The sequence below is a fragment of the Streptomyces sp. NPDC054847 genome, assembly GCF_053610925.1.
Window position 1 is genome coordinate 1 of record NZ_JBSGZJ010000085.1, and the last position, 19,933, is coordinate 19,933.

At 69.7% G+C, this 19,933-nt stretch carries 18 protein-coding genes; 5 read left to right on the forward strand and 13 right to left on the reverse strand.

Annotated elements, in window-relative coordinates:
* Nucleotides 1-51: 51 nt before the first annotated feature.
* From pyrE to ACWGH4_RS12340, 5 genes are all read right to left on the reverse strand, one after another.
* The gene (gene pyrE, locus ACWGH4_RS12320; RefSeq protein ID WP_441263504.1) at nt 52-591 is read right to left on the reverse strand and encodes an orotate phosphoribosyltransferase; all 540 of its coding nucleotides are present in this window, start codon (nt 589-591) and stop codon (nt 52-54) included.
* A 32-nt stretch (nt 592-623) separates the two neighbouring features.
* Nucleotides 624-1,421 carry an aldose epimerase family protein gene (locus ACWGH4_RS12325; RefSeq protein WP_441263503.1) on the reverse strand — a complete coding sequence of 266 codons (798 nt, stop codon included), beginning with the start codon at nt 1,419-1,421 and terminating at the stop codon, nt 624-626.
* 19 nt (nt 1,422-1,440) lie between these two features.
* A complete protein-coding gene (locus ACWGH4_RS12330) occupies nt 1,441-2,397 on the reverse strand; it encodes a CoxG family protein (RefSeq protein WP_453459100.1) in 957 nt (318 codons plus the stop codon).
* 122 nt (nt 2,398-2,519) lie between these two features.
* Nucleotides 2,520-4,112 (reverse strand): polyamine aminopropyltransferase, encoded by a 1,593-nt coding sequence (locus tag ACWGH4_RS12335; RefSeq protein ID WP_453459103.1) that lies wholly within the window; start codon nt 4,110-4,112, stop codon nt 2,520-2,522.
* 53 nt (nt 4,113-4,165) lie between these two features.
* The gene (locus tag ACWGH4_RS12340; protein ID WP_441263500.1) at nt 4,166-4,732 is read right to left on the reverse strand and encodes a DUF2617 family protein; all 567 of its coding nucleotides are present in this window, start codon (nt 4,730-4,732) and stop codon (nt 4,166-4,168) included.
* A 777-nt stretch (nt 4,733-5,509) separates the two neighbouring features.
* Here ACWGH4_RS12340 and ACWGH4_RS12345 point away from each other — a divergent pair.
* Nucleotides 5,510-6,709 (forward strand): pyridoxal phosphate-dependent aminotransferase, encoded by a 1,200-nt coding sequence (locus ACWGH4_RS12345; protein ID WP_453459105.1) that lies wholly within the window; start codon nt 5,510-5,512, stop codon nt 6,707-6,709.
* A 73-nt stretch (nt 6,710-6,782) separates the two neighbouring features.
* On the opposite strand, the gene ACWGH4_RS12350 is transcribed toward ACWGH4_RS12345, so the two are convergent.
* Both ACWGH4_RS12350 and clpB read right to left on the reverse strand, forming a co-directional pair.
* Entirely contained in the window at nt 6,783-7,319 is a 537-nt protein-coding gene (locus ACWGH4_RS12350) for a type III secretion system chaperone family protein (RefSeq protein WP_005314553.1), read from the reverse strand.
* A gap of 217 nt (nt 7,320-7,536) precedes the next feature.
* Complete coding sequence (gene clpB / locus ACWGH4_RS12355) at nt 7,537-10,125, reverse strand: ATP-dependent chaperone ClpB (protein WP_453459109.1); 2,589 nt, start codon at nt 10,123-10,125, stop codon at nt 7,537-7,539.
* A 121-nt stretch (nt 10,126-10,246) separates the two neighbouring features.
* On the opposite strand from clpB, the gene ACWGH4_RS12360 reads away from it, so the two are divergent.
* On the forward strand, nt 10,247-10,651 hold the full coding sequence (locus ACWGH4_RS12360; RefSeq protein ID WP_453459112.1) for a pyridoxamine 5'-phosphate oxidase family protein: 405 nt from the start codon (nt 10,247-10,249) through the stop codon (nt 10,649-10,651).
* A 119-nt stretch (nt 10,652-10,770) separates the two neighbouring features.
* On the opposite strand, the gene ACWGH4_RS12365 is transcribed toward ACWGH4_RS12360, so the two are convergent.
* Nucleotides 10,771-11,088, reverse strand: coding sequence for a Rieske (2Fe-2S) protein (locus ACWGH4_RS12365; protein WP_100108277.1), 318 nt, complete (start codon nt 11,086-11,088; stop codon nt 10,771-10,773).
* On the reverse strand, nt 11,085-11,303 hold the full coding sequence (locus ACWGH4_RS12370) for a hypothetical protein (protein ID WP_453459114.1): 219 nt from the start codon (nt 11,301-11,303) through the stop codon (nt 11,085-11,087). Before ACWGH4_RS12370 ends, ACWGH4_RS12365 begins: the two co-directional genes overlap by 4 nt.
* Nucleotides 11,304-11,431: 128 nt before the next feature.
* On the opposite strand from ACWGH4_RS12370, the gene ACWGH4_RS12375 reads away from it, so the two are divergent.
* Entirely contained in the window at nt 11,432-12,415 is a 984-nt protein-coding gene (locus ACWGH4_RS12375; RefSeq protein ID WP_453459117.1) for a helix-turn-helix transcriptional regulator, read from the forward strand.
* Between the two features lie 96 nt (nt 12,416-12,511).
* Here ACWGH4_RS12375 and ACWGH4_RS12380 read toward each other — a convergent pair whose 3' ends face one another.
* Genes ACWGH4_RS12380 through dnaK form a run of 4 tightly spaced genes read right to left on the reverse strand, consistent with a single transcriptional unit; the run spans nt 12,512 to nt 16,678 of the window.
* Nucleotides 12,512-12,961, reverse strand: a complete 450-nt coding sequence (locus ACWGH4_RS12380) for a heat shock protein transcriptional repressor HspR (RefSeq protein WP_005314561.1) — start codon at nt 12,959-12,961, stop codon at nt 12,512-12,514.
* Nucleotide 12,962: 1 nt separating this feature from the next.
* A complete protein-coding gene (gene dnaJ / locus ACWGH4_RS12385; protein ID WP_307707494.1) occupies nt 12,963-14,141 on the reverse strand; it encodes a molecular chaperone DnaJ in 1,179 nt (392 codons plus the stop codon).
* Between the two features lie 30 nt (nt 14,142-14,171).
* Nucleotides 14,172-14,825, reverse strand: a complete 654-nt coding sequence (grpE, locus tag ACWGH4_RS12390; RefSeq protein ID WP_189470828.1) for a nucleotide exchange factor GrpE — start codon at nt 14,823-14,825, stop codon at nt 14,172-14,174.
* Complete coding sequence (dnaK, locus tag ACWGH4_RS12395) at nt 14,822-16,678, reverse strand: molecular chaperone DnaK (RefSeq protein ID WP_159689471.1); 1,857 nt, start codon at nt 16,676-16,678, stop codon at nt 14,822-14,824. The genes grpE and dnaK overlap by 4 nt, the downstream gene beginning before the upstream one ends.
* Nucleotides 16,679-16,939: 261 nt before the next feature.
* Here dnaK and ACWGH4_RS12400 point away from each other — a divergent pair, with 261 nt between their 5' ends.
* Nucleotides 16,940-17,491 (forward strand): sugar transferase, encoded by a 552-nt coding sequence (locus ACWGH4_RS12400; RefSeq protein WP_453459121.1) that lies wholly within the window; start codon nt 16,940-16,942, stop codon nt 17,489-17,491.
* A gap of 125 nt (nt 17,492-17,616) precedes the next feature.
* Nucleotides 17,617-19,887, forward strand: coding sequence for a (Fe-S)-binding protein (locus tag ACWGH4_RS12405; protein WP_453459124.1), 2,271 nt, complete (start codon nt 17,617-17,619; stop codon nt 19,885-19,887).
* Nucleotides 19,888-19,933: the final 46 nt, after the last annotated feature.

Below are 19,933 nucleotides of genomic sequence, written 5' to 3' on the forward strand. Positions count from 1 at the left end.
GTTTCACGTGAAACAGCACGCCCCTTCGAATCCCCGCAGCTCAAGCCATGATCAGGCGAGACCGAGTTCGTCGAGCGAATAAGCGTTGACGTACTTGAGACCCGCCTCCGCGATCTTGGGGGCCGCGCCGCGCTCCACGATCACGGCCACCGCGACGACCTCGCCGCCGGCCTCCCTGACCGCCTCCACGGCGGTCAGCGGGGAGCCGCCGGTGGTCGACACGTCCTCCACGACCAGGCAGCGCCGGCCCTTCACGTCCGTGCCCTCGATCCGGCGCTGCATGCCGTGCGCCTTGCCCGCCTTCCGGACGACGAACGCGTCAAGCCGCTTACCGCGCGCGGCGGAGGCGTGCAACATCGACGTCGCCACCGGGTCGGCGCCCAGCGTCAGACCGCCCACGCAGTCGTAGTCCAGGTCGGCGGTGGCGTCGAGCATCACCTGACCGACCATCGGCGCGGCCTCGCCGTCCAGCGTGATCCGGCGCAGATCGATGTACCAGTCGGCCTCGATGCCCGAGGAGAGGGTCACCTTGCCGTGCACCACGGCCTTGTCCTTGATCTGCTGGAGCAGCTCAGCACGCACGTCAGTCATGGGGCTCAGCTTAAGGGCGTCGGTCCCCCTGCTCAGAGCCGCCGCCAGCTCCAGGTCGTCGCGATCTCCAGCGGCTCGATCGGGGTGACGAGCTGCGGATGGGTGTTGAGACCGTTCGGCGGGCCGGACTGCGGCTCGACACAGACCGCCTCGGCCTGCTCGTCGTAGATCACGACCCACTCCGCAGGGCTGCGGACGATCAGCTCCAGCCGACCCGGCCAGGTCAGCGTGACGTCGACCCCGTCGGGCATACCGAAGCAGTCGTCCCACGGGCCGGGGAGAGGCGTGATGCGCTTGCCGGTCGGCAGATGGTCCTCCCCGCGCTCCTCCTGCCACTCGGGCGTGAAGTCGATCCGGACGTCCTCGCCCCCGTCTCCCAGGTCGCGCAGGAACCAGGGGTGCCAGCCCGCCTGCGCGGGGAACGACGTCCCGTACGTCTCCACGCCCATCCTGAGGGTGACGGAGTCGTCCGCCAGCTCGAACGTCTGGGTGACGCGCCCTGTGTACGGCCACGGGTCGGTGAGGTCGTAGGTGAAGGCGGCCTCGCTTTCACCGGCCCGCGCGGTACGCCAGACGGTGTCCCGGCCGGTGCCGTGAATGGCGTGCGGCGGGGCGTTGAGCGGCAGTTGATGCGGTACTCCGCCGTTGCTGAACTGCCCGTCCCGCGTGCGTCCGCACCACGGCACCATCGGGAACGACCCGTAGCGCTCGCCCTGCCGCAGCACTTCGGTGCCGCCGATGCGCAGGCTTCCGATGCGGCAGCCGTTATCCGGATGCACGGTCAACTCGACGTCACCGGCGGCCAGCCGGATGCTCTGTTCGCTACTCACACCCCGACATTACGGCGTGTCACCTACGGCGGCGCAGCGCCCTGCCGACCACGACCGCAGACGCCAGTGCCAGGGCCGCGGCGGGGGCCAGCCACCGCAGGGTCGCCCCCGTGGAAGAGGCGTCGGGAGCCGGGGTGGGCGCGTAGCGGCCGCGCGGTGGGGCGTGGTCGACCTCCTCGGCGCTGCGGCCGATCATGGTGCGCCGTGCGTGGGCGGCCTCGGCGGGCACCGCGTCCGGCAGGTCGGACAGGTCGTCGAGGTCCTCGATACCGTCGAGGTCGTCCACACCGTCCAGGTCGTCCGCGCCGTCGACATCGTCGAGGTCCTCGAACTCGTCCTCGGCGTCGGCGCCGAGCGACGGCGGAGGTACGGGTGCGTCGAAGACCGAGCCGACGGGGTCGGACGCGTCGTCCGACCCGGCTGCTGTCGCGTCCTGGGCGTCGCCCGCGGCGGCCGAAGGCTCACCGGCCGCTTCCTGCGGTTCCGGGGCCGGAGCGGCACCGTCACCGTCGGCGCGCTCCTCCGGCTGCGTGTCCTCGAAGGCGGCCGCGGCCAGCGCTTCCGCGAAACGGTCGAGCAGCCGGTGGGCCGCCGACACCTTCGCACCGGCCGCGAGGTCGGCCAGCCGGCCCTCGGCACGCGCGGAGCCGCTGAACGTCAGCGTCGTGCCGCCGTCGGTCTGCGCGGGGCGGATCGTCAGCGTCAGCTTCACCGAGCCGGCGCCGCGTGCCTCGGCGCCCTCGCCCTCGACGGCGAAGACACCGCCCCGCTCGTCGTCCTGCTCCGTGATGTGCAGAGCGCCGCGGTAGGTGATGGTGTGGCCGGCGACTCTGACCTTGAGCCGCCCCGACAGGGGGCCCGCCGACTCGTCTGCGTCCTGCTGGAGCCCAGGGACGCAGCGGGCGACCCTGGCGGGGTCCCGCAGCGCACGTCGGAGGGTCTCAGCCGGTACCGGAACGAACACCTCATGCTCCATGGAAGCCGAGCCTACTCAGCACGGCCCGCCCCGTCTGCCTTTCCGGCGCGCGCCCGCCACGTCCGCGTCTTTCCCGGCCCGTGTCCGCCGTGCCCGTGCCCGGACCGCCATGGCCATGGCGGTCAGCGGGTGTAGCGCGGCTGGACCAGCGTCGAGGGCAGCAGACCCGTCAGCCGGGTCCGCTCCGCCGCGAACGTGTCCTGCGTGAGCGTGTCCTCGACCTCCGAGCGCAGCCGCGGCGCGTCCGTGCCGATCGCGAGCCCGGGTGCGCCGCCCTCGGCCGCGATCAGCAGTCCCCAGTCGGTGGCCGCGTCCTCACCCGCCCTGAACCGCGCCGGGCCGCCCGCCGCACCGGTCCCCCTCCCGCTGACCCGGTACGCCGTGGTGCCGAAGCCGGCGGCCCGCAGCGTCGTGTCGACCGTCCAGTACGTACGGGGCCGCGCTGTCGGCCCTGCGTGGACCACGAGCCGCCCGCCGTCCGCCAGGACCCGCCGGGCCAGCCCGTAGAACTCCAGCGAGTAGAGCTTGGTGCTCGCGGTGATACCCGGGTCGGGCAGGTCGGAGACGATCACGTCGTACGTGCCCTCGTGCTCACGCAGCCAGGAGAAGGCGTCCGCCGTGACGACCCGGGTCCGCGGGTCGTCGTACGCGTGGTCGTTCAGATCGGTGAGCGCCGGATCGCTGCGGGCCAGCTCAACCACTCCGGGGTCGCGCTCGACGACGGTCAACGCCCGGACATCGGCGTACCGCAGTACCTCGCGTGCTGCCAGACCGTCGCCGCCGCCGAGGATCAGCACCCGTTCGTGCGGACCTCGCATGGCGGGGTGGACGAGCGCTTCGTGGTAGCGGTGCTCGTCCTGGCCCCGCACCTTCAGGCGTCCGTCCAGGAAGAGGTCCGGCGGCCGTGAGGGCCCGCCGGTGACCACCACCTCCTGGACACCTGTGCGCACGGCGACCCGCACATCGGAGCCGTAGACCGCCCGGCGGGCCGCCCGCTCGAAGTCGTCGACCATCAGGGTGGCGCCCGCCAGCACCACCAGTACGAGGACGTTGACGGTGAGCAGCCTGGTCCGCCAGCGCGGTGTGAGGTCGCGGCGGAACAGCCACAGCACCACCGCCCCGCCGGCCAGGGCGTTGACCGCACCCGTCACCAGTGCCCCGGTGAGTTCACCGAACCACGGCAGCAGCAGGAAGGGGAACGCCAGCCCGCCGACGAGCGCCCCCACGTAGTCCGCGGCGAACAGATCGGCGACGGTGCCTTCCGCGTCCCTCCGGGAGATGCGCTGGATCAGCGACATCAGCAGCGGTATCTCCGCGCCGATCAGGACGCCGATGGTCAGGCTGAAGACCACCAGCGGCACCCCGGATCCGCCGAACCAGGCGAAGGACGCGTAGAGCACCATGGCCGAACTGCCGCCGACCAGCGCCAGTGCCGCCTCCAGCAGGCCGAAGCCCACGGCGGCCCGGCAGCGCATCCGCTTGGCGAGGAGCGATCCGATGCCCATCGCGAACACCATCACCGACAGGATCACGGACGCCTGGGTGACCGAGTCCCCGACCAGATACGTGGCCAGCGCGACGAGTTCCAGCTCGTAGACCAGGCCGCAGGCCGCGCAGACGAAGACCGCGGCGAGCACGAGATGGCGGCCGGACTCGGGGCGCACGGGCAGCAGCACCATGCCCTGGGGCGGTGAGGTCTGCGGCCGGTCGATCATCCTCGACACGCTACGTCACAGGCGTCATACGGGCTGTCACCCACAGGTGTCGACTACAGCCCGGAAGGCTCGGGGTGGCGGTCGGGGTGGCGCATCCGCACGCTCTGCGACCCGCGGGCCGAGAAGCCGACGCGCGTACGCGTGACGACGAGCCGGCCCTCCTGCGGGTACGCGTGCCAGGTGCGCCATCGCGCCTGCCCCTCGCCGCTCTGCGCCACCATCGCGGTGAACGCGTGCGGGGAACCGGGGAACGTGCCGGCGAGACCGTGGGGGTGGTCCGCGACGAGGGCCAGCAACTCCTGGGCCCGGCCCGCGAACGAGCGCTGGGAGAGCGTCTCGACACGTGCCGCGAACTCGTACTCCCAGTCGCCGAGCCGCTTCGCCACCCCGAGGGGCAACGGTGTGCTGCTGCCGGGGATGCAGGCGACGGTCTCCGAACAGGTGCCCCGCTCCTCCTCGAGAAGCACCTGGTGGGAGGCACCCAGCAGCCTCAACTGAAGCTTGGAACCGGACAGTTCGAGGTCGAGGACGGCCAGGGCAGGGAGCGGCTCCCGGCCGAGCGCCCAGGCGAGGTCGTCGGCACGGGTGTCGGTATAGGCGGTATCGATGGTCGTGAGCATGGGTCGGCTCCGCAAGCGCGCTTCGGCGGGTGGACGCGTGGACCTGGCACTCCGGAAGGGTGCGCAAGACGTGTGGGGGGTGGCCTGCTTCGGTCCACGTGAGGTCCGAGGGCTGAATGGATCCAACAGGTTCCGACAGTGAGAAAATCACGAAATGGACGTCGCCCACAGCGTTTTTACCCAACTTGGCGCGGTTTCCATCCCCTCGGGGGCCCATAGGTTCAACTGTTCAACGGAGAGCGACCGGGCGAAGTCAACATGTCCGCCGGACTTTCTGCCAACAGGAAGGCACCCGGCGGGAGTTGGCCTTCGCCACTCACCCGCCGGGCACCTTCACCGTCGCGGACCAGCTGCCCCGTGTCAGCTGCCTCCGCCGCATCCGCCCCCGCCCCCGCCGCACGACGACGAGCTGCTGCCGCATGACGAGCTGCTGCTGCCGCACGACGAGCCGGAGCCTCCGCCGTCTCCGCCGCCCCACCACGCTCCACCGCCGCTCGCGGCCCCGCTGCCGCCGCCGCGGCGACGGCGACTCGTGCGGCTCGCGCCGGACACCGCCACCACAGCGAGAACGACCACCAGAGCGAACAGTGCGATCCCGAGAAACATCATGATTCTCCCCGTCCTTCTCGTTCCCCCGAAGCAGGACCCCCGCGACACTGCGTGACCGCTTCACCCGCACCCGCGGGACGCTTACCTGCGTGGCAAAGGGATGCCCTCGGCCACTCGGAGCCAAAGCAGACTTGAGCAACTCCAGAGGTTCCGCGCAGGATGAGCGCCATGACGACGCACAGGACAGCAGGCGCAGAGGGCCCCCGGCCGCTGCTCAACCGCAGGCTGGCGGAGTTCGGCACCACGATCTTCGCGGAGATGTCGGCGCTGGCCCTGCGCACCGGCTCGATCAATCTCGGTCAGGGCTTCCCCGACACCGACGGCCCCGAGGAGATCAGGGAGGCGGCGGTGCGCGCCCTGCGCGACGGCCGCGGCAACCAGTACCCGCCCGGTCCGGGCGTCCCTGAGCTGCGCACCGCGATCGCGGAGCACCAGCGGCGCTTCCACGGCCTCGCCCACGACCCGGACACGGAGGTCCTGGTCACGGCGGGCGCCACGGAGGCGATCGCCGCCGCTCTGCTCGCGCTGGTGGAACCGGGCGACGAGGTGATCGCGCTGGAGCCGTACTACGACTCGTACGCGGCGAGCATCGCCATGGCGGGCGGCGTACGCGTGCCCGTGACGCTGCGCCCGCACGAGCTCGCATTCCGCCTCGACCTGGACGAGCTGCGTGACGCGGTCACCGACCGAACCCGTCTGCTCCTGATCAACACACCGCACAACCCCACCGGCACGGTCCTGACCCGCGCCGAGCTGGCGGCGATCGCCGAGCTCGCTGTCGAGCGGGACCTGCTCGTGGTCACCGACGAGGTCTACGAGCATCTGGCCTTCGACGGCGAGCATGTACCGCTGGCGTCGTTCCCGGGGATGCGCGAACGCACCGTCACGATCTCCAGCGCCGGCAAGACGTTCTCGTTCACCGGGTGGAAGGTCGGCTGGGTCACCGCCTCCCCCGAGCTGGTCACGGCGGTCCGCTCGGCGAAGCAGTTCCTGACGTACGTCTCGGCGGGCCCGTTCCAGTACGCGGTCGCCGAGGCGCTCCGCCTCCCGGACGCGTACTTCGACGGCCTCCGCGACGATCTGCGCGCCAAGCGCGACCTGCTGAGCGAGGGCCTGTCCGCGGCCGGGTTCGCGGTGCACCGCCCTGCCGGCACGTACTTCGTCACCACCGACATCCGGCCGCTCGGCGAGGAGGACGGCTTCGCCTTCTGCCGTGCGCTGCCTGAGCGCTGCGGGGTGGTGGCGATCCCGAACGCGGTCTTCTACGACCACCGTGACGAAGGCGCGCCGTTCGTCCGGTTCGCGTTCTGCAAGCGGGTCGACGTCCTCGAGGAGGCCGTCGCCCGGCTGAAGTCCCTGGCGCGTTGAGAAAGCGGCAGGCCCGGCGGGCCTGCGATCACAGGGATCGCGGACCTGCCGGGCCTCATGTGTGCGTGACGCGTCAGGCGTCGTCGGCCGGCTTCTCCTCCTCGGGGACGGCCAGACCGAACTGCTCCGCGAGCCACTTGTCGAACTCGATCGAGGCGCGCACCCAGCTGACCGTGGACGAGACGAAGTGCTCGAGGCTCACGCCGGTGCCGATGAGCATCTGCGCCTCACCGATGAGGCGGATCGTCGGAAGCTCGGCGCCCTCCTCCTCGTGGAGGTGCGTGTAGACCTTCGGCCACAGGGTGCGGCGGTTCCAGTCGTCGATGGCGTCGAGGATCTTGGCCTTCTCGGTGACCGCGTGCGGGCGGTCGTAGAAGGTCCGCACCGAGAAGACCTGCTGCTCGTCCTCACCGCGGAACATGAAGTACGTGCGGAAGTCCTCCCACGGCGCCGCGAGGTCGCCCTCGTCGTCGACGACGTACTTCAGCTCCATCTGGTCGAGGAGCTGCTTCACCAGGTCCTGGTCGGGAACGACGGGGCCCGCCGGTCCTGCGGCCTGAGGCTTGGGCTGGCCCCCGAAATTCGGAATCGAGGACGGGTCGATGGTCACCGTGTATTTCCCTTCGTACGGATGCCGCCATCCTCCCCCATCCCCGGCGGGGGCTGGCAAGCCCCGCCGCCCGCGATCCGCTGCGGGCTGACAAGATCTCCCGCTCGGGTGCCCCGCCCGCCGCTGTCCGGGTGAACAGGCGGCGGACACGAACGGGGCACGAGGACGGGCCACCACCCTCGTGCCCCGCTCGCCGGGACGGCCGTGCCGCGCGGTGTCAGGTCGCCGCGCCCACGATCAGGCCGTCCTCGAAACGGTCCACCCGCACGGTGTCGCCGTCGTTGACCTCGCCCGCGAGGATCTCCTTCGCGAGCCGGTCACCGATCGCCGTCTGGATCAGCCGCCGCAGCGGACGCGCGCCGTACGCCGGGTCGTTGCCCTCCTCCGCGAGCCAGGCCAGCGCCTCGGGGGTGACCTCCAGCGTCAGCCGGCGGTCCGCCATCCGCTTGGCCAGCCGTCCGATCTGGAGCTCGGCGATGCGCTCCAGCTCCGCCTTGGACAGGGCGGAGAAGACCACCAGGTCGTCGAGCCGGTTGAGGAACTCCGGCTTGAAGGAGGCCCGCACGACCTCCAGCACCTGCTGCTTCTTCTGCTCCTCGCTGGTCGTGGGCTCCATCAGGTACTGCGACCCGAGGTTGGAGGTCAGGATCAGGATGGTGTTGCGGAAGTCCACCGTCCGGCCCTGGCCGTCGGTGAGCCGCCCGTCGTCGAGCACCTGGAGCAGGATGTCGAAGACCTCGGGGTGGGCCTTCTCCACCTCGTCCAGCAGCACCACGCTGTACGGGCGCCGGCGCACGGCCTCGGTGAGCTGGCCGCCCTCCTCGTAACCGACGTAGCCGGGAGGCGCGCCGACCAGGCGGGCCACGCTGTGCTTCTCGCCGTACTCGGACATGTCGATGCGGACCATCGCCCGCTCGTCGTCGAAGAGGAAGTCCGCGAGCGCCTTCGCCAGTTCCGTCTTGCCGACACCGGTCGGGCCGAGGAACAGGAAGGAGCCGGTGGGCCGGTCGGGGTCGGCGATGCCCGCCCGTGTCCGGCGCACCGCGTCGGAGACGGCCTGCACGGCCTCGGACTGGCCGATCAGCCGGCGGCCCAGCTCCTGCTCCATGCGCAGCAGCTTCTGCGTCTCGCCCTCGAGGAGCCGCCCGGCCGGGATGCCGGTCCAGGAACCGACGACGTCGGCGATGTCGTCCGGGCCGACCTCCTCCTTGACCATCGTGTCCTTGGATGCCTGCTCGGCCTCGGCCTGCGCCGCCTCCTCCAACTCGCGCTCCAGACCCGGGATCTCCCCGTAGAGCAGCTTGGAGGCGGTGTCGAAGTCGCCGTCGCGCTGGGCGCGTTCGGCCTGTCCGCGCAGGTCGTCGAGGCGTTCCTTCAGCTCACCGACGCGGTTGAGGCCCTGCTTCTCCTTCTCCCAGCGGGCGGTGAGTCCGCGCAGCTCCTCCTCCCGGTCGGCCAGGTCCCTGCGCAGCTTCTCCAGGCGCTGCTTGGAGGCGGGGTCGGACTCGTTCTTGAGCGCCAGCTCCTCCATCCGCAGCCGGTCGACGGCGCGCTGGAGTTCGTCGATCTCGACGGGCGAGGAGTCGATCTCCATGCGCAGCCGCGACGCGGACTCGTCGACGAGGTCGATGGCCTTGTCCGGCAGGAACCGAGAGGTGATGTACCGGTCGGAGAGGGTGGCGGCGGCGACGAGCGCGCTGTCGTTGATCTGCACCTTGTGGTGGGCCTCGTAGCGGCCCTTGAGCCCGCGCAGGATCGCGATCGTGTCCTCGACCGACGGCTCGGCGACCAGCACCTGCTGGAAGCGGCGCTCGAGCGCCGGGTCCTTCTCGATCCGCTCGCGGTACTCGTCGAGCGTCGTCGCGCCGACCATCCGCAGCTCGCCGCGGGCCAGCATCGGCTTGAGCATGTTGCCCGCGTCCATGGCGGAGTCGCCGCCGGCGCCCGCGCCGACGACCGTGTGCAGCTCGTCGATGAAGGTGATGATCTGGCCGTTGCTCTCCTTGATCTCGGACAGCACGGTCTTCAGCCGCTCCTCGAACTCACCGCGGTACTTGGCGCCCGCCACCATCGCGCCGAGGTCGAGCGCGACCAGCCGCTTGTTGCGCAGCGACTCGGGCACGTCGCCCTTGACGATGCGCTGGGCGAGGCCCTCGACGACGGCGGTCTTGCCGACGCCGGGCTCGCCGATGAGCACCGGGTTGTTCTTCGTGCGCCGCGACAGGACCTGCACGACGCGGCGGATCTCCTGGTCCCGGCCGATGACCGGGTCGAGCTTGCCCTCGCGGGCCGCCGCGGTGAAGTCCGTGCCGAACTTCTCCAGCGCCTTGTACTGACCCTCAGGGTCGGGTGTGGTCACCCGGCGCCCTCCCCTTGTCTTCTCGAAAGCGTCCAGCAGTTGCTTGGCGCCGGCGCCCTGCCGGTCCAGCACCTCCCCGGCCGCGCCGCCCTTCGCCGCGATGCCGATGAGCAGGTGCTCGGTGGACAGGTACTCGTCGCCGAGTTCCTTGGCGCGCTGTGAGGCGTCGGCGATGACGGCCAGCAGTTCGCGGTTGGGCTGGGGCGGGGCGACCGTGGAGCCGGTCACGCTCGGCAGCGACGCGAGGATGCGCTCGGCCCCGGAGCGTACGGCGGCCTGGTCCGCGTCGACGGCGGCCAGCAGATCGGTGATGTTCTCGTTCTCCGCGCCCTCCAGCAGCGCCAGAAGCAGATGCGCCGGGGTGAGGTCCGGGTGTCCGCCGGACACCGCCCTGCTGGTGGCGGCGTTGATCGCGTCCCGGCTCTTGTTGGTCAGCTCGGCGTCCACGTGCGCATCTCCTCCTTGCCGATGGAGCGGTTACCTCAATTATGACCCAAGCAACCTGTATAAAGTTGAGTCTATTCCACTCAGGGTACTGTCCGGCAGGGCCCGGAGGTAGGTTCCGCCCATGGCCATCGATCCTCGCAACCCCGGCGCGTCCTACCTCAGCTTCTGGCGTGATCACCACATGTGCACACTGACGACCCCCCGGCCCGACGGCACTCCGCACGTCGTCGCGGTGGGAGTCACCTACGACCCCGAGGGCGGTTTCGCCCGGGTGATCACCAACAAGCACAGCCGCAAGGTCGCGAACGTGCTGGCCGCCGGCCCGGAAGGGGCACGGGTCGCGGTCTGCCAGGTGGACAGAGGCCGCTGGGCGACGCTGGAGGGCATCGCGACGATCCGCACGGAGGCGGAGGTCGTGGCGGACGCGGTGAGCCGTTACGCGGAGCGGTACGGACGCACCCCGGCCCCCAGTCCGGACCGGGTGGTCATCGAGATCGCGCTCACCCGCGCGATGGGCCGGGCATAACCGGGCCGGGCTCCGGACATGTTTCCGGGCAGCACAACGGCGCCATCGTGTTTCAGGTCCACGATGGCGCCGCTGTGTGGGGGAAGCACCTGAGCGATTTGAAACGACGGGGGAATCGCTCAGGCACTGCGGGGGGTGGCGGTTGTGTCCGGCTCGGCCAGCTGGTGGTCACGCTGGTCGAGATTGACAAAAATCATGCCGTACCGGATGGCACAGCGGACGGGCTGAGGAGCCCCTCGGGGCCGGCGAAGACAGCGGTAGGCACGGACATCCTCGTCCTCCTCGCGCGCGACGACGATCGGCTCACCGAACAGGGTGACCATCAACGAGTCGCCACGGTGCGGAATCGCCGTGACGAGGTCGATGAAATGCCACCCGGACCTGTAAGCCGTCGCCATCTCCCGCCGGAACACGCGATCATCCGGCGGGATGGTCATGCGCCCGCGCCCGCGTCCACGGGAGCGATCTCCCACGTGAGTTCGTCGGCGCCCGCGATCACCGCACCCGCAGACTCCGACTCCCAGGTCGGCTCACCGGCGATCACCGTGTGCGCCGGCTCTGATTCCCACGTCGGCTCACCGCTCGTCCCTAGAACACTGAACGCGGCTGCGGCAACAGCAAGTGCGCCAAGTATGCGAAGCGTCCTGTTCATGGAGGATCTCCACCCCATTCTGTCCAATACCCTCCCCCCGCGTCTAAGACGATGTCTCACACCGAATGCTTCCACCAGCGACCACAGGCATCATGTTCCTGTAATTCAGGACCCTGAGGGGGTGTCAAATGGCGTCGAACAAGGACAATGTCGGGCATAGCCACAGTGCAGGCGAACTATGCGAAGCAGGGAAGAATCTCTACGCAACGGCATTGCGTACCGGCCAGGTTTCCCGGTCAGAGGCCGGGAGCGCACCCTGCCTGCTGGATCTCGCCCTGCTGCGCCCCGATCCCGATGACGCCGGCTGGCTGCGCCCGGTCCCGCCGTCACTCGCACTCAACCAGCTGATTCACCCCATCGAAAGGGAGATCCAGGAGCGCCGGCAGCTCGCCCTGTCCATCGTCGGCACGTTCGAGCCGTTCATGACCCTGACCGCCCAGGACCTGTCGACCAGGCACGCCATCACCGTGCTGGAGGGCCTGAGCCTCATCAACGCGGCGCTGGACCGGGTCACCGCCGAGTGCGCCGAGGAACTCCTGACCGTGCAACCCGGCAGCGGACGGCGTCCGGACACCCTGGAGCACGGTCTGCGCCGGGCGGAGCCGCTGCTGAAGAACGGCGTGAAGATGCGCACGCTGTACCAGCACACGGCCCGCCACCACCCCTCGACACTGGCCTATGTCGAACGGGTCAGTCCCTACGGCGTGGAGGTCCGCACGCTCGAGGAGATCATCGACCGCCTGATCATCGTCGACCGCAAGGTGGCCTTCGTACCCGCCCGCAGCGACCGGCAGGTCGCCCTGGAACTGCGCCACGAAGGACTCGTGCGCTACCTCGTGGGCGTCTTCGAGCAGTTCTGGCTCCACGCCACACCGTGGGAGGAGCAACTGTCGTACGCGCCCGAGCTGGACGGCATCACCAGCGTGCAGCGCTCCATCGCCAAACTGCTCGTCGAAGGACACGTCGACGACTCCATCGCCCGCCGCCTCGGGATGAACGTGCGCACCTGCCGTGCCCACATCGCCAAACTGAACGCCACGCTCGGCAGCGGCAGCCGCGCCCAACTCGGCTATCTGATCGCCCAGTCGGGAATCCTGGACGAGAGCCGCTGACTCCGGCCGGACAGACGTGAAGGGCCGGGAGGCAGTGCCTCCCGGCCCTTCGGGCGTCCGGGACGGCCTGGGCCGCCCCGACGCGGGGTCCTGCGACTACTCCGGCCGCTTGGGCCGCCAGACGACCAGCGCGCTCGCCTGCTGGACGTCCTGGTACGGCACGAGATCGCGCCGGTAGGAAGCATGCACCTGCGCCTCGCGCTGCTGCATGGCCGCCGCCGCGCCGTCGAGGGCCGACGAGAGCTCCGCGACCCGCTGCTGCAGAGCCGCGACCTGGTTCTCCAGTTCGATGATCCGCTTGATGCCGGCCAGGTTGATGCCCTCGTCCTGCGACAACTGCTGCACCGTACGGAGCAGTTCGATGTCGCGGGCCGAGTAACGCCTGCCGCGGCCGGCCGTGCGGTCGGGCGAGACGAGACCCAGCCGGTCGTACTGCCGCAGGGTCTGCGGATGCAGGCCCGACAGCTGCGCGGCGACCGAGATGACGTACACCGGCGACTCGTCGGTCAGTTCGTACGGGTTGCGACTGCGCCCCGACCGGTCCATATCAAGCTCCCTTCGCGGCCTGGAACAACTCCGCCCGCGGATCCTCGTCCGCGGTGGCTTCGCGGTAGGCCTCCAGCGCTTCCCTGGCCTTGTCGCCGAGCTCGCCGGGCACGGCCACCTCGACGGTCACCAGCAGGTCGCCGCGGGTGCCGTCCTTGCGGACGGCGCCCTTGCCGCGGGCCCGCATGGTGCGCCCGGCGGGCGTGCCGGCGGGCAGCTTCAGCGTGACCGGCGGGCCGCCGAGCGTGGGGACCCTGATCTCGCCGCCGAGCGCAGCCTCCGTGAAGGAGACCGGCACCGTGACGGTGAGGTTGTCGCCCTTGCGGCCGAAGACCGGGTGCGCGTCGACGTGTACGACGACGTACAGGTCGCCGGCCGGGCCGCCGCGCTCGCCGGGAGCGCCCTTGCCGCGCAACCGGATCCGCTGCCCGTCGGAGACCCCGGCGGGGATGCGGACCTGCATGGTGCGCGAAGAGCGGGCCCGTCCGCTGCCCTTGCAGACGTCGCACGGGTCCTGGGCGATGAGCCCGCGGCCCTTGCAGTCCACGCACGGGTCCGTCAGCGAGAAGGAACCGCTGCCGCCGCGGGAGACCTGGCCGGTACCGACGCAGGTCGGGCACACCCGGGGCGTGCCGTTCTTGTCACCGGTGCCGGAGCAGGCCTTGCACGCGGCCGAACTGGACATCCGCAGCGGGACCGTGGCCCCGTCCACCGCCTCGGTGAAGCTGAGCGTCACCTCGGACTCGATGTCCTGGCCGCGGCGCGGCTGGGTGCGCGTGCCCGGGCCGGCGCCGCGGTTGAACAGGCCGCCGAACACGTCCCCCAGGCCGCCGCCGAAGCCGCCGGCCTGGCCGCCGCCCGGGGCGCCTCCGAAGAGGTCGCCCAGGTCGAAGTTGAAGGTGCCGCCGGGACCGCCGGCGCCCGGAGCGCGGAAGCCGCCGTTGCCGAACAGGGCGCGGGCGTCGTCGTACTCCTTGCGCCGTTTCGGGTCGCCGAGGATGTCGTTGGCCTCGGAGATCTCCTTGAAGCGCTCCTCGGCCTTCGCGTCACCCTTGTTGGCGTCCGGGTGGAACTCGCGGGCGAGCTTCCGGTACGCCTTCTTGATCTCGGCCTCTGTGGCGTCCTTGGGGACGCCGAGAACCTTGTAGTAGTCCTTCTCGACGAAGTCCTTCGTGCTCATCGACGTCCCTCCTTCCGGACGTTTCCTGCGTCAGCCCTCCTCGGGGCCACCGCTCTCCTCGTCGGCCGACTTCTCTTCCTTCTGTGCCGCGGGGGCCGCGCCCGGCTGGGGCTCGGCCACCGCGACCCGCGCGGGGCGGATCGTGCGCTCGCCGATGCGGTACCCCGGCTGGAGCACGGCGACGCACGTCGTCTCCGTGACATCCGGTGCGTACGAGTGCATCAGGGCCTCGTGGATGGTCGGGTCGAAGGGCTCGCCCTCCTTGCCGAACTGCTGCAGGCCCATCTTGGCGGCGGCCGTCTCGAGAGACTCGGCCACCGACTTGAACCCGCCCACCAGTTCCCCGTGCTCCCGGGCACGGCCGATGTCGTCGAGCACGGGCAGGAGCTCGGTCAGCAGCGTCGCCGTGGCGATCTCCTTGACCGTGACCCTGTCGCGCTCCACGCGCCGGCGGTAGTTCTGGTACTCGGCCTGGAGCCGCTGGAGGTCGGCGGTCCGCTCGTTGAGGGCGGTACGCGTCTGGTCCAGCTGCGCCGTCAGGCCGGCGATCTTTGCTGCGTCCCCTGCCGGGGCCGCCGGGCCCTCCTGCTCGGAGGAGGTCTCGGCGGACTCGGCGGCGTCGTCAGGTGTGGCGCCGGAGGGGACGTCGGGCTTCTCCTCGAAGCCCGGGGTCTCCTCGGTCACGCGGCACCGTCCTTCTTCGGCTTGTCCTCGTCGACGATCTCGGCGTCGACGACGTCGTCGTCGGCCTGACCGGGACCGGCCTGGCCCTCGGCGCCGGCACCCGCGGCCGCTCCCTCGGGCGCGGCGTTGGCGTACATGGCCTGGCCGAGCTTCTGGCTGACCGCGGCGACCTTCTCCGTGGCGGTGCGGATCTCGGCCGTGTCCTCGCCCTTGAGCTTCTCCTTCAGCTCGGTGAGGGCCGTCTCGACCTCGGTCTTCACCTCGCCGGGGACCTTGTCCTCGTTGTCCTTGAGGAACTTCTCGGTCTGGTAGACGAGCTGCTCGCCCTGGTTACGGCTCTCGGCGGCCTCGCGGCGACGGTGGTCCTCGTCCGCGTACTGCTCGGCCTCCTGGCGCATGCGGTCGACCTCGTCCTTCGGCAGCGAGGAGCCGCCGGTGACGGTCATCTTCTGCTCCTTGCCCGTGCCGAGGTCCTTCGCGGTCACGTGCATGATGCCGTTGGCGTCGATGTCGAAGGAGACCTCGATCTGCGGCACCCCGCGCGGGGCCGGCGGCAGACCGGTCAGCTCGAACATCCCGAGCTTCTTGTTGTACGCCGCGATCTCGCGCTCGCCCTGGTAGACCTGGATCTGCACGGACGGCTGGTTGTCCTCGGCCGTCGTGAAGATCTCGGACCGCTTGGTCGGGATCGTGGTGTTGCGCTCGATGAGCTTGGTCATGATGCCGCCCTTGGTCTCGATACCGAGGGACAGCGGGGTCACGTCGAGGAGCAGGACGTCCTTGACCTCACCCTTGAGGACACCGGCCTGGAGCGAGGCGCCGATGGCGACGACCTCGTCCGGGTTCACACCCTTGTTGGCGTCCTTGCCGCCGGTGAGCTCCTTGACGAGCTCGGCGACGGCGGGCATACGGGTCGAGCCGCCGACCAGGACCACGTGGTCGATCTCGGACAGCGCGATGCCGGCGTCCTTGATGACGTTGTGGAACGGGGTCTTGCAGCGCTCGAGCAGGTCGGACGTCAGCTGCTGGAACTGGGCGCGCGTGAGCTTCTCGTCCAGGTGCAGCGGGCCCTCGGCGGAGGCCGTGATGTAGGGCAGGTTGATCGACGTCTCGGTCGAGGACGACAGCTCGATCTTGGCCTTCTCCGCGGCTTCGCGGAGACGCTGGAGAGCCATCTTGTCCTTGGACAGGTCGACGCCGTGCCCGTTGGCGAACTGCTTCACCAAGTAGTCGACGACGCGCTGGTCCCAGTCGTCACCACCGAGGTGGTTGTCGCCGTTGGTGGCCTTCACCTCGACGACGCCGTCGCCGATCTCGAGCAGCGAGACGTCGAAGGTGCCGCCACCGAGGTCGAAGACGAGGATCGTCTGGTCGTCCTTGTCCAGGCCGTAGGCCAGGGCCGCCGCGGTGGGCTCGTTGACGATGCGCAGGACGTTGAGGCCCGCGATCTCACCGGCCTCCTTGGTCGCCTGGCGCTCGGAGTCGTTGAAGTACGCGGGGACGGTGATCACCGCGTCGGTGACCTTCTCGCCCAGGTAGGACTCCGCGTCCCGCTTCAGCTTCTGCAGGATGAACGCGCTCATCTGCTGCGGGTTGAAGTTCTTCCCGTCGAGCTCGATCTTCCAGTCCGTGCCCATGTGGCGCTTGACGGACCGAATGGTCCGATCGACGTTGGTGACCGCCTGACGCTTGGCCACCTCGCCGACCAGCACCTCACCGTTCTTCGCGAAGGCGACGACGGACGGCGTGGTCCTGGCACCCTCGGCGTTGGTGATGACGGTGGGCTCGCCGCCCTCCAGAACGCTGACGACGGAGTTAGTCGTGCCCAGGTCGATGCCGACCGCACGTGCCATTTCGATTCCTCCAACAACTGACTTGAGTGGAACTGGCTCAAGGATGCCTCACCCGTTGGATCGAGTCAACCAACCTGAGTCGAGGCGGCTCAAGTTTTATCCCGCCCTTACGTGCAGTTCTTGACCGTGCGCGTGGCGCGCCCTGCGGGCGGACGCGCATCTGGAAGAGTCATATCCGAAAAAAGCGGTCAAGAACTGTCAATGCGGCCAAGAGCCCCGTCAGGAAACGACCGCCGGCCACGGACGAGAAGGGCGCTCCCCATGCCGGCAAAGCGAGCCGTCGATCTGACGGGCGCCCTGCTCCTGCTGCTGGTGCTGTCCCCGGTCCTGCTGGCGGCCTCGGCCGCCGTGGCGCTGACCACGGCCGGCCCCGTACTGGAGCGCCACCAAAGGGTGGGCCTCGGCGGCCGCCCTTTCACCATGTTCACGTTCCGGACCAGGTACGCGGGCCGCGTCACGACGGTGGGCCGGGCGCTGCGCCGCCACTTCACGGACCGGCTCCCCCAGCTGCTCAATGTGGTCCGCGGCGAGATGTCCCTGGTCGGGCCGCTCCCACTGGCCCCGGACGCCGTTCGCGACGGGCGCGGGCCGGAGGGCGTCCGGCTCCACGTACGGCCCGGAATGACGGGCCTGTGGCAGGTCGGCGGGCGCTCGGAGCTGCCCTGGGAGGAAATGACCGTGCTGGACCTGCATTATGTGGAGCAGCACTGGCTGGGAATCGACCTGGTGATCCTGGCCCGCACAGTGCCCGTGGCAGTCGCCGGACGACGCGTCGCCCATGCCGCCCCGGTGACCCCGGTCAGGGTTGCCTGAGCGACACAGATCACCGCCTGCGTGGCTACAGTGCGGCGGAATAAGTGGGTAGTCTCAGCTCGGGCTGAATAAGTTACCGCTTAGTAGTACCTAGTCCTCCACCCTCGCAGGCCCGAGGAGCCTCCATGCAACTCGCCGCGATCATCGTGTCGCTGACCCTGACCGTGGTGGGCGTTGCGCTGCTCGCCCGCGCCATCGGCCAGTTCGTGCGCTACTTCAAGCTGGGGCAGCCGGTGCCCGCCGGCACCCGGACCGACAACCCCTACCAGCGCAGCGTGACCCTGGTCAGGGAGTTCCTCGGTCATACGCGGATGAACCGATGGGGCATCGTCGGCATCGCCCACTGGTTCGTCGCGATCGGCTTCCTGACGCTGCCGCCGACGATCATCACCGCCTACGGCCAGCTCTTCCAGGCCGACTGGACGCTGCCGGTGATCGGCGGCTTCCTGCCGTACGAGCTCTACATCGAGTTCATCGGGTCGATGACCGTCCTCGGCATCGCCACGCTGATGGTCATCCGCCTGCTGAACCTGCCCTCGGGCCCCGGCCGTAAGTCCCGGTTCGCGGGCTCGAAGATGGGACAGGCGTACTTCGTCGAGTACGTCATCCTCATCATCGGCCTGGCGATCTACGTGCTGCGGGGCCTGGAAGGCGCGATCCACCACGTGGAGGGCTACGAGGCCGCGTACTTCGCTTCGTACCCGCTGGTCCTGGCCCTCAAGGGCCTGAGCCTCGGCGTTCTCCAGAACCTGGTCTACCTGTTCGCGATGATCAAGCTAAGCACGACCATGATCTGGATGATCACGGTCTCGCTCAACACCAACATGGGTGTGGCCTGGCACCGCTTCCTCGCCTTCCCGAACATCTGGTTCAAGCGCAACGCGACCGGCGAGTCCGCCCTCGGCGAGCTGAAGCCGATGACGTCCGGCGGCAAGGAGATCGACTGGGAGGACCCGGGCGAGGACGACGTGTTCGGCGTCTCCCAGGTCGAGCAGTTCTCCTGGAAGGGCATCCTCGACTTCTCCACCTGCACCGAGTGCGGCCGCTGCCAGTCGCAGTGCCCCGCCTGGAACACCGGCAAGCCGCTGTCCCCGAAGCTCCTGATCATGTCGCTGCGCGACCACGCGCACGCCAAGGCCCCGTACCTGCTGGCCGGCGGCGGCAAGACCATGGAGGGCGAGGAGAAGGCCTCCGCCGAGCAGCTGAAGGACGTCCCCGCGGCCGCCCTGGCCGAGGCCGAGCGCCCCCTGATCGGGACCCTCGAGGAGAACGGCGTCATCGACCCGGACGTCCTGTGGTCCTGCACCACCTGCGGCGCCTGCGTCGAGCAGTGCCCGGTCGACATCGAGCACATCGACCACATCGTCGACATGCGCCGCTACCAGGTCATGATCGAGTCCTCGTTCCCGTCCGAGGCGGGCACGATGCTCAAGAACCTGGAGAAGAAGGGCAACCCCTGGGGGCTGGCCAAGAAGCAGCGCGTGGAGTGGACCAAGGAGGTCGACTTCGAGGTCCCGATCGTCGGCAAGGACGTCGAGGACCTCACCGAGGTCGACTACCTGTACTGGGTCGGCTGCGCCGGCGCCCTCGAGGACCGCGCCAAGAAGACCACCAAGGCCTTCGCGGAGCTGCTGCACATGGCGGGCGTCAAGTTCGCGATCATGGGCGGCGAGGAGAAGTGCACCGGTGACTCGCCCCGCCGCCTGGGCAACGAGCCGCTGTTCCAGCAGCTCGGCCAGGAGAACGTCGCGATGCTGAACATGGCGTTCGGCGAGGACGACGACGACCCGGAGACGAAGAAGCCGAAGTCGTCCAAGAAGATCGTCGCCACCTGCCCGCACTGCTTCAACACGATCGCGAACGAGTATCCGCAGCTCGGCGGCGAGTTCGAGGTCATCCACCACACGCAGCTGCTGCAGCACCTGATCGACGAGGGCAAGCTCGTCCCGGTCACGCCGGTCGACGGCCTGATCACCTACCACGACCCGTGCTACCTGGGCCGCCACAACAAGGTCTACACGCCCCCGCGCGAGATCATGTCGGCCGTCCCGGGCCTGCGCCAGCAGGAGATGCACCGCCACAAGGAGCGCGGCTTCTGCTGCGGCGCCGGCGGCGCGCGGATGTGGATGGAGGAGCGGATCGGCAAGCGCATCAACACCGAGCGCGTCGACGAGGCCCTGTCCCTCAACCCGGACATCGTCTCCACCGCCTGCCCGTTCTGCCTGGTCATGCTCACCGACTCGGTCAACGGCAAGAAGAACGACGGCAAGGCCAAGGAGTCCCTCCAGGTCGTCGACGTGGCCCAGCTGCTGCTCGACTCGGTCAAGACGCCGCCGTCCGACCCCGCGCCGGAGACGGAGCCCGAGGGCGCACCGGAACCGGAGCCCGTGAAGTAGGCGTCTCCTAACAGGAGAACGACGAGCGGCCGGACCTGCCTTGGGG